This is a genomic window from Mesorhizobium sp. M7A.F.Ca.US.006.04.2.1 (assembly GCF_004022915.1).
GTDB classification, from domain to species: domain Bacteria; phylum Pseudomonadota; class Alphaproteobacteria; order Rhizobiales; family Rhizobiaceae; genus Mesorhizobium; species Mesorhizobium ciceri.
In genome coordinates this window covers 1-12317 of sequence record NZ_RZQA01000075.1, presented here as the reverse complement: position 1 = coordinate 12317, position 12317 = coordinate 1, and the positions used below count along the sequence as shown (strand labels likewise).

9 protein-coding genes are annotated in these 12317 nt (G+C 63.4%); 1 reads left to right on the top strand and 8 read right to left on the bottom strand.

What is annotated here, in order from left to right; genetic code table 11:
• The 7 genes from EN925_RS06590 to EN925_RS06560 form a co-directional block, all read right to left on the bottom strand.
• On the bottom strand, positions 1-812 hold an 812-nt coding region (locus tag EN925_RS06590), incomplete at its 3' end, for a 2-aminoethylphosphonate ABC transporter substrate-binding protein (protein ID WP_128336416.1).
• 255 nt (positions 813-1067) lie between these two features.
• Complete coding sequence (locus EN925_RS06585; RefSeq protein ID WP_013533036.1) at positions 1068-2078, bottom strand: C-terminal binding protein; 1011 nt, start codon at positions 2076-2078, stop codon at positions 1068-1070.
• 2 nt (positions 2079-2080) lie between these two features.
• Positions 2081-3439, bottom strand: a complete 1359-nt coding sequence (locus EN925_RS06580) for an aspartate aminotransferase family protein (RefSeq protein ID WP_127369726.1) — start codon at positions 3437-3439, stop codon at positions 2081-2083.
• A 72-nt stretch (positions 3440-3511) separates the two neighbouring features.
• Entirely contained in the window at positions 3512-4969 is a 1458-nt protein-coding gene (gene phnY / locus EN925_RS06575; RefSeq protein ID WP_127369727.1) for a phosphonoacetaldehyde dehydrogenase, read from the bottom strand.
• A 220-nt stretch (positions 4970-5189) separates the two neighbouring features.
• Positions 5190-6449, bottom strand: coding sequence for a phosphonoacetate hydrolase (phnA, locus tag EN925_RS06570; RefSeq protein WP_127385017.1), 1260 nt, complete (start codon positions 6447-6449; stop codon positions 5190-5192).
• A gap of 24 nt (positions 6450-6473) precedes the next feature.
• Positions 6474-7673, bottom strand: a complete 1200-nt coding sequence (locus tag EN925_RS06565; protein WP_127369032.1) for a 2-aminoethylphosphonate--pyruvate transaminase — start codon at positions 7671-7673, stop codon at positions 6474-6476.
• Positions 7674-7798: 125 nt separating this feature from the next.
• A complete protein-coding gene (locus EN925_RS06560; protein ID WP_127369033.1) occupies positions 7799-9499 on the bottom strand; it encodes a Na/Pi cotransporter family protein in 1701 nt (566 codons plus the stop codon).
• A gap of 155 nt (positions 9500-9654) precedes the next feature.
• Between EN925_RS06560 and EN925_RS06555 the strand changes: the two genes are divergently transcribed.
• Complete coding sequence (locus EN925_RS06555) at positions 9655-10524, top strand: LysR substrate-binding domain-containing protein (protein ID WP_013533042.1); 870 nt, start codon at positions 9655-9657, stop codon at positions 10522-10524.
• Here the strand turns inward: EN925_RS06555 and EN925_RS06550 are convergent.
• Positions 10521-12317 (bottom strand): FAD-dependent oxidoreductase (locus EN925_RS06550; protein WP_164894148.1); only part of this gene is annotated, 1797 nt, incomplete at its 5' end. The genes EN925_RS06555 and EN925_RS06550 overlap by 4 nt on opposite strands.

The window sequence follows — 12317 nt, the reverse complement described above, 5'->3', positions numbered from 1 at the left end:
TTGCCGTTGTCTGCGTTGGGTGCGCCGGTGACCAGGCCGATTTCATAGGGCAGCGCGAAGGTGGAGCGCACACCGTCAGGTCCAGCCGGCCAGAACACCTTGATATTGGGATTGTCGGCCATCTGCGACATGTTCATCTGCAGATCGCCATTGGCGACATGCAGCTCACCCTTGTTGACCAGCGCGGTCAGCTTGCCGGTCGAAGCGGAGGGGCCGACATTGTTGTCCTGCAGCTTCTTCATGAACTCGAAGCCGGCATCCTCGCTGCCGAAGGCGTGGATGATCTGCAGCATGACGGCGGTGCCGTCACCGGCCTGGCCGGGGGTAGAATACTGGATCTTGCCCTTGAACTTCGGGTCGAGCAGGTCGTTGTAGGCCTTTGGCGCTTCCGGCAGGACGGCACTGTTGTAGATGAAGTTCATATAGTTGTTGACCAGCGGCCGGTACTTGTCTGTGCCGCCATCGATCTGGTCGGCGGCTTCCGGCTTGTAGTCCTGCAGCAGGCCGTCAGCCGCGGCCCGCTGCACGAAGGGCGGCAAGGTCACCAGCACGTCGGCCTGCGGATTCGACTTTTCCTTGGCGACACGCTCGACGACGCCGCCGGAACCTGCCTCGATATACTGCACGGTGATGCCGGTGGCCTTGGTGAAGGCGGCGAATTCGGTCTCGAACCAGCTGCCATTGCCGTCATGCAGGCCGTCGGCGGAATAGATGGTGACGACGCCGTCGGCGAGTGCCGGTCCGACAAGAGCCGACGACGCCAACAGCGACGCGGCTAAGGCCATAGCTATGGTTGCCTTTTGCAATTTCATGCTCAGTTCCCCTTTGATTGATGGCACATTCTGCGATGCACTGTGACGATCTCGCCTGTAGGCCGGAGCCTTATGCGGCACCGTTCGATCTCGTCGTTGTGCCGACTTTGGGGACTGAGGATCGATAAGTAAAATCTATTTATTTTATGAGAGGCAAACTTTACCTGATAGTTGTCATGGAACTGTCGCAACGCTGGCCTGGCTTCGATTCCGGCCTCGCGGAAGGCCCGCGATTGGCTGCAGAGATGGTGATGGTCAGCCGAATGAAACCCCAGATGTCTGCGCCCGCAGCCGCGGGTCGAACGAACGAACGGTAACCGGCCGGCCTTCGAGAATTTCGAAGCAGCGCGCGAGCGTGTCGTCTTCGAGCCGGCGCATGGCCCCCTGCGTGAAGAAGGTGAGATGCGGAAACAGGATGACGTTGTCGCGGCCGAACAGCGCGCTCATCGGATGGCCCGATTTGGCCAGCGGCTCGACCGAATAGACGTCGAGCCCGGCGCCGCCGATGCGCCCCGAGATGATCGCCTCGACAAGGGCGGCCTCGTCGATCAGCGCGCCGCGCGAGACGTTGACGATGATAGCGGAAGGCTTCAGGCAAGCGAGCTCGGCTTCACCAATCAAGCCGCGCGTCCTGTCGTTCAGCACGCAGTGGAGGGAAACGAAATCGCAGGCGCGCAGCATGACGTGGAGGTCTTCTACCTTCTCGATGCCGGCGGTGCGCATGGTTGCGACATCGACACCGGGATCGAAGCCGAGAACGCGCGCGTGAAATCCTTGGCCTGCCATGCGCGCCATGCTGCGGCCGATCTTGCCGCAGCCGACGAGCCCAAGCGTGGCGCCGGACATGTCGCGCCCCAGCCAGCGTTGCTCGGGCCAGATCCAACCATCACGTGACACCGCCGCGGTGATGGAGGGCAGCCGCTTGGCCAGCGCGATCATCAGCGCGAAGGCGCCTTCGGCGACGGTTTCCTCAGCATAATCCGGCACGTTGACAACGGGAATGCCACGCCGCATCGCGGCGGGGATGTCGATGGCATCGACGCCGACGCCATATTTGACAATGCCGTTCAATCTGGGAGCCGCCTCGATCACCCGTGCGGTGATCGGCGTGTAGCACATCAGCAAAAGATCGGCGTCCGCAACGGCCTGCATGAGATCAGCTTCGGGGATGCCGTCCGGCAGCGTCACCAGTTCGACCCCCCTCGCCCGCAAGCCGGCGTCGATGCCGGGACATTCGAGTTCGCGGTCGGTGCGCACGGCCTTCATGGTCAGGCCGCCAGCACCGTGCGCTCGACGATGTCGAGCGCGCCGTCGAGGTCGGTTTTCGAAATGACCAGCGGCGGCGACAGCGTCAACACGTTGCCTTGGCTGATCTTGAAGCTCAGCCCCTGTTCAAGGCAAGCATAGAAGACGCGCTCGGCGAGATCGCGTGCCGGCTGGCGCGTATCGCGATCCTCGACGAGCTCGACGCCGACCATCAGTCCCCTGCCCCTGACGTCGCCGACATGGGGCGACCGCGCCATCAGGTGCTGCATGCGCCCTAGCATGTGCCGACCGAGTTCGGCCGCGCGCTCGACCAGCCCTTCCTCCAGGATGATGTCGATCGTCGTCAATGCGGCGCGGGTCGTCACCGGGTTCTTCTCGTGGGTGTAGTGGCCGATCGCGAAGCCACCGGTGACGTCGAGATCGCGGCGCGCGATGATGGCGGCAATCGGCAGGACGCCGCCGCCGAGCGACTTGCCGATGACGACGATGTCAGGCGTCACATCATCATGCTCGTGCGCGAAGAATTTGCCGGTCTTGCCAAGGCCGGTCGGGATCTCGTCGAAGATCAAGAGCGTGCCGTGCCGGTCGCAGGCCTCGCGCACCCGCTTCCAGAAGCCCGGCGGCGGCGGGTTTGGCGTCGCCCGCATCGGTTCGGCGACGACCGCCGCCACGTCCTGCTCGCGGCCAAGGACGTAGGCAATCATGTTGGCGCAGGCGAGGCCCGATGCTTCCAGGGAATCGTGGCCATAGGGGCAGCGATAGCCGTCCCAAGGCGCGACGTGCTCGGTGCCGGTCATCATCGGGCCTGATATGTGCGAGCGGAAGGTCGCCTCGCCACCAACGCTTGCTGCGCCGAAGCCGGCGCCATGGAACGCATCCCAGAACGACACCGTCTTGAAGCGGCCGGTCGCGGCGCGGGCGATCTTCAGCGCGACCTCGATGGCGTCCGAGCCGCCGGTGGTGAACAGCACCTTGCCGAGATTGCCGGGCGCTAATGCCGCCAGCTTCTCGGCCAGTTCGACGGCGGGCTCACAGGTGAAGCGGCGCGGCGCAAAGCAGAGCTCATCGAGCTGCTTCTTGATGGCGGCCACAAGCCTCGGGTGGCCATAGCCGAGGTGATGGACGCTGTTGCCGTGGAAATCCATGAAGCGGCGACCGGCGGTGTCCTCGATCCAGATGCCTTGCGCCTTGGCGATCGTCGACAAACAGGGGCTGGACAGGCTCTGGTGCATGAAGGCGGCCGCGTCGCGATCGAGCAGGCCGCGGATCCGCGGATCGCCCTGCCCGGCATCCCAGCGACCGCGAGCCGCTGTGGTGTTGGAATCGCCTTCGGTGTGCACAAGTTCAGATATCGCGGCCATCATGGTCTCCGAAATGCGAATGAGGGAGCGGCGAACGCTCCCTCGATTGTTCTATCCGTCAATGCCGTCCGGTCAGGACCAGGGCAGCGAAAATGTCTTCACATTGGTGTAGCTCTTCATCGCTTCGATGACGCCTTCCTTGTAGCCGTTGCCCGAATCCTTGATGCCGCCGAAGGGCGACATCTCGATGCGATAGCCCGGCACTTCCCAGATGTTGACGGTGCCGACCTGCAGCCCGGCGATGTATTTCTGCATGCGGGGAAACGAGTTGGTGCAGACGCCCGACGACAGGCCGAAGGCGGTCGAGTTGGAGAGCGCAATCAACGCCTCGTCATCGTCCGGCGCACGCACGATCGGGATGATCGGCCCGAAGGTTTCTTCCATGACCAGCTCGGATGTATGCGGCACGCGATCGACGACGATTGGCGGCAGCAACGCGCCCTGGCGGCCCGGATTGTAGAGAATGTCGGCGCCTTGCTCGGCAGCCATGTGGACGCGGGCTTCGAACAGCGCCGCCGCCTTCTCGTGCACAACCGTACCAAGGTCGGTCGCGCGGTCCATCGGATCGCCGAAGCGGATCTTCTTCGCCCGCTCCAGCACCAGCGGCACGAAACGGTCGGCGACACTTTCCTGGACGAGGATGCGCTTGACCGCGGTACAGCGCTGGCCGGAGTTTTTCGTCGCTCCGGCCACTGCCAAGTCCGCCGCCTTTGCCAGATCCTCGTCCGATAGATCGTTGAGAATGATTAGCGGGTCGTTGCCGCCGAGCTCCAGCACCTGGCGCTTGTAGCCGGCGGTGCGGGCGATCATCTTGCCGACCGGCACGCCGCCGGTGAAGGTGATCAGGTCGATGTTGTCGTTGGTGATCATCTCGTTGCCGATATCGGCCGGCCAACCGGTCACCACCGACAGCATTTCCGGCGGCAGGCCGGCTTCATAGAGAATGTCGGCCAGGAGAAGTGCGGTCATCGGCGTCAGTTCGGTCGGCTTGACCACCACGCAATTGTTGGTGGCGATCGCCGGCGCCACCTTGTGCGAGACCATGTTGAGCGGATGATTGAACGGCGTGATCGCCGAGATCGCCTTCAACGGCTCGCGAGTGGTGAAGATCTTGCGCGCCTTCCCGTGCGGGGTGAGGTCGCAGGAGAAGATCTGCCCGTCATCCTGGATGCACATCTGCGCCGACAGCGTGAACACGTCATAGGCACGGCCGACCTCATAGAGCGAGTCCGTCTTGGAGATGCCGAGCTCGAGCGTGATGAGATCGGAGATTTCATCACGGCGCGAGGCCAATGCCTCGGCGGTGCGGAACAGTATCTGCTGACGCTCGTAGCGGGTCAGCCTCGATTTGTAGCCGGCGGCGATCTCGAATGCCTGGCGGGCGTGATCGGCGCGGCCGGCCGGAACGGTGCCGATGACGGTGTCGTTCCAGGGGTAGCGCACCTCGACGACGCCGTCGGCATCGACTCGTCTGCCGGCGATGCGCATCGGCTCGTGGCGAACTTTGATGGCGGGGTCGAGCTTGGTCATGGGTTCTGCTCCAGCAGATTCTTGTTGCGCGGAGGATTCGACCCCCACTCCGGCCCTTCGGGCCACCTCTCCCCGATCGACGGGGGAGAGGAAATCAGGCGAGGTCAGTGCCTCAACGTTTTCAGGCTAAGCCGCGGCTAACCCTGGCGCCTTTCCTCTCCCCCGTCGATCGGGGGAGAGGTGCCGAGCGTAGCGAGGCGGAGTGGGGGTCGACATTGGCTCAGCCCGCCAGCGCCGCCGCCATCATCGCGTAATAGAAGGCATCGAAATTGCGCAGCGTCGGCTCGTTCGGCAATTCCGGCAGCACACGATTGACGATGAACGGCACCTCCTGCTCGGTCAGCCCGCCATGCGACCGTAGCGGTTCGTTCAGAGCCGCCAGGTCATGGCGATGTTCCGAGGTGCCGATCGTCTTGTTCTCGGTCGAGATCAGCACGATGTCGCCGATGCGGTCAGCCGGAAGCTCGAAGCGCTCGCAGGCGGTCGGGCTGTCGACGACCAGCATGATGCCGTCGATCTTGGCCAGCCTGGCCATGATATCGGCCTGGTTGGCGCCATCAGGCAGATAGGCGGTGGCGAAGGAACCCAGCGCGCCATGATGCACGACATAGGGGTCGGTGATCGGCAGGATGACGCGGGCGGCGTCCTTGCCCAGCCAGTCGTCGAGAATATCCTGGACATAGACCACGTCGGGCGAGCCGTCGGCCTTGTGCTTCGGTTTCATGCCATGGTCGGCGGTGACGACGATGGCAGCACCCAGCGCATCGAGCTCGGTCAGGTATTTGTCGAACATCTCGTAGAAGGCGTTGGCCTGCGGCACGCCGGGCGCATATTTGTGCTGCACATAGTCGGTGGTCGTCAGGTACATGATGTCGGGGCGGAATTCCTTCAGCAGCTGGACGCCGGCGGCGAAGACGAATTCCGACAATTCTGCCGAATAGACCTCCGGCACCGGCAGCCCAAAGTGCTTCGAGGCATTGTCGATGCCGTGCTCGGCTTTGCTGGTGGTGTCGGATTTTTCAGCCGAGAAGCACAGCGCGCGGCCTTCATCGAAGGCGAGGCCCTTGCCAAGCAAGGCACGCAGCTTGTCCTTGGCGGTGACCACGGCGACCTTGGCGCCGGCATCGTAGAAGGCCTGGAAGATGGTCGGCGCGCGCAGGAAGCGCGGGTCGTTCATCATCACTTCCTTGCCGGTCTCGCGCTCATAGAGATAATTACCGCAAATGCCATGCACCGACGGCGGTCGGCCGGTGGCGATCGACAGATTGTTGGGGTTGGTGAAGCTCGGGATGACCGAATGCGCAAAGCGCACCGTGCCCTTCTCTTTGATCCTGACCAGAGCCGGCATCAGCCCGGCCTCTATCGCCTCGTCGAGATAGGCCGGCTCGCAGCCGTCAAGGCAGATGGCGATCGCCGGCACGCGCGGCCAGGCATAGGTGCGGCCGTTGACCGCGACGTTGATGGGAGACATCTGGTTCATCTGATATCCTCGAAGTCGGCCGCTTCAGGCGGCGAGTTTGGCGCGTTCGGCAAGTGCCGCGGCGGGTGGGGCGGCGGTGTCGACGCCCATTTCATGAAGCGAGAACGCCGCCGCCTCGACGACGCGGCGCATGACATGTTCGTCCATCTGGCCGATGCAGCCGACGCGGAACGAATCCACGGCGGTCAGCTTGCCCGGATAGATGATGAAGCCCTTGTCCTTCATCAGGTCGTAGAAACGGTCGAACGCGAAACTGGCATGAGCCGGGTTGAAGAAGGTGACGATGATCGGCGACAGCCAGCGATCCCGGAGCAGTGTCTCGAAACCGAGGTCGCGCATGCCGGCCACCATAACGTCGCGGTTCCTCGTATAGCGGGCGCCACGGCCGGCGACGCCGCCTTCGGCCTCATGCTGGCGCAGTGCTTCGAGGAAGGCGGCCACGACATGCGTCGGCGGCGTGTAGCGCCACTGGCCGGTCTTGTTCAGGTGCGCCCACTGGGCGTGGACATCGAGCGACAGCGAATGGCTCCTGCCTTTGGCGGCCTCCAGTTCGCTCTTGCGCGCGATGATGAAGCCAAAACCCGGAACGCCTTCGATGCACTTGTTGGCGGACGAGACCATCGCCTCATAGCGGATTTCGTTGATGTCGAGCGCCACGGCGCCGAACGCACTCATGGAATCGACCAGCAGCTTGCGACCCTTGGCATGGACGGCTTCGGCAATTTCAGCGACCGGGTTGAGGATGCCGGAACTGGTCTCGCAATGGATGGCGATGACATGGGTGATATCAGGGTCGGCCGCGAGGGCCGCTGCCACCTCGTCGCCGCGCGGGGGCAGATAGTCGCCCTTGTCGATCAGCGTATAGGCGCGGCCGAGATACTGCATGGTCTGCGCGGCGCGCAGGCCGTAGGCGCCGTTGGCCAGCACAAGAACCTTGCCGTCCCTGGGCACGAACGACCCCAGCATCGCTTCGACGCAGAAAGAACCGCTGCCTTGCATCGGCACGCAGTCGAACTCATCGTTCCTGTCCCCGGTCAGCGCCAGCAGGCGGCGACGCATATCCGATGTCATGGCGCGGAAGTCGCCGTCCCACGATCCCCAGTCGCGCAACATCGCCTGCTTGACCGAATAGGCCGTGGTGAGCGGCCCCGGGGTCAGAAGATACGGCTCGCCCAGCGCCGGGCTGGCCAGCGGCTCCGCGGCAAATTTCGTCTCGGCGAGCATGTTGTCCTCCGCTCGATCTGCGTTCGATGTGGCCTTATTCTTGGCCTGAATGATCTATTTGTAAAATCGTTATTTTGTATCGATGTATCGATTTTAGTAATGACATGCCGGGCGGGAATCCGTCCTCAGGCCAGTGCAGGAGCCCTCACTTCCGCAGCCCCTCTCGCCAGCCGGCTTTCCAGCAGATCACCGCTCTGCGTCAGCAAGGGATAAGCGATCGAGGCCATCAGCGAGTTGATCTCCTTCAGCGCCCGCACGGCCTCCAGGTGGATGTCGCTGGTGTCGATGCTCTGCGGCATTCCCGATTGCAGGCGCTTGAGGTGACGGTCGTGGCTCGTGCGTTCCAGTCTGCGCATCCGCTCCTTCTCGACGACGAGTTGCCGCGCCGAATCGAGATCGCTCGACACCAGCACATTGAGTGCAAGCTGCATGTTGGCCATGACACGGTTGTGAAGCCCGGCCAGTTCGCTCCAGCCGTCGCGTGAGAAGCGCAGGTTCTTGTCACGCAGCTCCTGGGTGAGCACGAGCAGGTTCTTGGCGACGATGTCGCCGGCGCGTTCGAGATTGATGGCGAAGTCTGTGAGCTCGATGCCGCGCTGCGCTTCGGCTACGCTCATGCTGCCGCGGTTGACTTCGGCAATGTAGAGCTTGATTTCGGTATGGGCGCGGTTGACCTCCTCATCGAGTTTTTGGGCCTGGCGTATCTGGTCGCCGGTGCCGGCGTCGAAGAAATCCATCACTGGGCGCAGCATCACCTCGACGACTTCGCCCATGCGCAGCAGCTCGCGGGTGGCACTGGCTAGCGCAAGACCGGGTGTGCGCATGACGGTGCGGTCGAGCGCGCTGGTGCGGCGCGACATCAGGTCTCCACCCTCTTCGGCCTTTGCCACCGGCCTGTCTGCGATCAACAAGGCGACCAGCCGCTCCATCATGCCGGTGAACGGCAAGCAGCAGATGACCAGCACCAGATTGAAGGCAAGGTGCAGGTTGACCAGCTGGCGGCCTTCGGTTGCGCCGAACAGATGCGCCGGGAAGGTCACGGCCTGAAGCGCGAACAAAGCCGCCAGCGCCGCCGTGCCGCGAAAGATCAGATTGCCGAGCGGGATACGGCGCGCCTCGACGGCTTCGCCGCGCGTCAGCCAAACCGCGATCAGCGCGCCGCCGCAATTGGCGCCGAGGATGAAGAACAGACCGACCTCGACCGGCAAGACGCCTTGCGCGGCAAGCGTGACGAACAGCAGGATCGCCGCGACGCTGGAGTGGATCAGCCATGTGAACAGGGCAGCGGCGGCAAAGGCGGTGAAATAGTCCGCGCGCAGATAGGAAATCACCAGTGGCAGCAAGGTGCTCTGCCGCATCGGTGCGGTCGCCTCGCCGATCATATGCAGCGACAACAGGACGAAGGCGACCCCCATCAGGATTCGCCCGCTATGCCTGATGCCAGCCACTTCGAACTTCAGGGCCATCGCGCCGCCGACCAGGATCAGCGCCGGCACAAGCCAGCTGAGGTCGAACGACAGCACCTGCACGACCAGGGCGGAACCGAGATCGGCGCCCAGCAGGATCGCCAGCCCGGCCGACACCGAAACCATGCCGCTGGCGGCAAACCCGGCCGCCAGGATAGCGACGGCGGTCGAGCTCTGCAGCAGCACGGCAAGCACGGTGCCGACACCGGCCGATCTGATCCGCTCACCCCGGGCTTGCCTCAGGGCATCACGCAAAGCGAGCCCGCAGGCCCGCTCGACACCCTGGCGCACCATATGCACGGCCCAGAGCAGCAGCATGACCGCACCCGCCAGATGCAGCAGGATGATGGAAAATTGCATGGCGACGCCTCCGGTGCCAACGGCCGGCAGGGATGTCGACCCATGCTCAGGCTGAGGGTCGGCAAAACATAAGTCAAATCGTTCCTTTCGATCTTTTCCTAAGCAATCCTTATGATAAGATGTCGGCGATTTCAGAAGTGTCGGAGGCACGGGAGATGCGCTACGTCCAGTTGCGAGCCTTTCACCAGGTGGCCATCTGCGGTGGCTTTTCTCGCGCCGCCGAGGCGCTCTTCCTGACCCAGCCGGCGATCTCGGACCAGGTGCGCAAGCTCGAGGAAGAGTATGATGTGCTGCTGTTCAACCGGAACAAGAAGCAGGTCACGCTGACCCATTCGGGCCAGAAATTGCTCGAAATAACCCACCGCATGTTCGATACCGAGCAACAGGCGCTCGAACTCCTGACGGAGTCCCGCGCCCTGCGTTCCGGCACGCTGCGCATCGTCGCCGATGCCGCACATCATCTGCTTCATATTCTCGGCAGCTTCCGGGCCCGCTACCCCGGCGTGCAGGTTTCGGTGCGCGCCGGCAACACCGAGACGGTGATCAGCAGCCTCTACAGCTACGATGCCGATATCGGCGTGCTGGGCGAGGTGCCGACGGGGCGCGATTTCGAGGTGCTGAAACTCAACTCGACGCCGATCATCGCGTTTGCATCCGTCGACCACCCGCTGGCCGCGAAAAAGTCGCTCACCCTCAAGCAGCTCGCGCAGGAATCACTGGTCATGCGCGAGCGTGGATCGAAGACGCGTCAGAAACTCGAAGATCTCGCAGCCGCCTCGAAAATCGAATTGAGGCCGGCGATCGAAGCCGAGGGCCGCGAAGCCGTCCGCGAGATCGTCGCCTCGGGCGCCGGCATCGGCTTTGTCTCGGCGGCCGAATTCGGCCAGGATTCGCGGCTGGTGCCGATCACCATCGATGCTCCCGAGACCCTGATGGACGAGGCGTTGATCTGCCTGCGTGAACGCAGCGGCGGCAAACTGGTGCGGGCTTTCCTGGATATGGCGCGCTCGATGTCGGCGGATTAAGCGGCGGCCCTGATCTCCACCGCATCAGCCTTCACCCGCTCCGACTTCGGATCGTAGGGGCTGCGCAGATGTGCTGTCGCGGCATGGCGAACGCCGGCAAGGTCGATCTCGAAACGACCACCGGTGAGAAATGCAGCGTCGACGCCCGCCTCGTTCTCGATCAGGCCGAGCGCCACCGAGCGGCCAAGCGTGTGGCCGTAGGCGGCCGAGCGGACTTCGCCGACCGGCTTGCCGTCGCGCAGGATCAGTTCGCCGCCCCACAGCATCGGCTCGGCATCATCGAGCGTGAACAGCACGATGCGTCTTGCCGGTGCTGCCGATGGCTTCGTCTCAACCAGCGCGTCGCGGCCGATAAAGTCACCTGGCTTGTCCATCGCCACGGCGAAGCCAAGCCCGGCCTGCCAGGGGTCGATATCAGGCGTCAACTCCCTGCCCCAGGCGCGAAAACCCTTTTCGATGCGCAAGGCATCGAGCGCGTAGTAACCGGCGTCCAGCAGACCGAATTCACGGCCCGCCTCATGCAACGCCTCATAGACGCCGACGGCGAATTCTGTCGGCACGATCAGTTCCCAGCCCAGTTCGCCGACATAGGTCATACGGTTGGCATAGGCGGTGGCATAGCCGATATCGATCTCGCGGATGGTGGCGAAGGGAAAGCCGGCGTTGGAAAGATCGGCCGAGGAGAGTTTGCCCAGCAGATCGCGTGATCGCGGTCCCATCAACGCCAGCACCGCGTAGGACGAGGTGACGTCGGTCACGATTGCATGCGCGTCGGACGGAATGTTTTTGACGATCCAGTCGGCATCGTGGACAGCTTGTGCGGACCCGGTGACGATGAGGAATTTCTCCGCGCCGAGCCGCATAACGGTGAGATCGCTCTCATAGCCACCGCGTGCATTGAGCACGCCCGTGTAAACAGACGTACCGTCCGGTACGTCAATATTTCCGGCGCAGATCCAGTTGAGAACGGCGCAGGCATCGCGGCCCTGCACGAGGAGCTTGGCGAAAGAGGTCTGGTCGAAGATGGCGACGGCTTCGCGTGTCGCCTTCATTTCGCGCTTGACCGCCTCGTGCCAGTTCTGGCGGCCGAAGGCATAGTCGTTCTCGGTCTTCTCTCCCGGTGCCGCGAACCAGTTGGCCCGCTCCCAGCCCATCTTGGAACCGAAGCAGGCGCCCTTGGCGGCGAGCCGGTCGTAGAGCGGCGAGCGGCGGAACGGCCGCGCCGTGTCCAGTTCACGGTTCGGCCACGGCATGGCGTAATGCAAGCCGAGCGTTTCCTTGACACGGTCATGCAGCCAGCGCGGATTGTTGTTGAAGGAGGCGAAACGCCTGATGTCGACCGGCCACAAATCCATGGTCGGCGCGCTGTTGACGATCCATTCCGCCAGCGCCCTGCCCGCGCCGCCGGCGCTGGCGATGCCCATGGAGTTGAAGCCGGCGCCGACATAGAAATTCTTCAGTTCCGGCGCCTCGCCGAGGAGAAAATTGTTGTCCGGCGTGAAGCTTTCGGGACCGTTGTAGAATTTCTTGACCTCGGCCTCGGCCAATTGCGGCACGCGGACCAGCGCGTTTTCCATCAAAATCTCGAACTGATCCCAATCGTCCGGCAACAGCGCGAACTCGAAATTTTCGGGAATGCCATTCATGCCCCACGGCTTGGCGTGCGGCTCAAAGCCACCCATGACCAGGCCGCCGACCTCTTCCTTGAAATAGATGAACCCGTCGGGGTCGCGCATGACCGGCAGGTCCGGATGCACGCCCTCGATCCTGCCGGTAACGATGTACATGTGCTC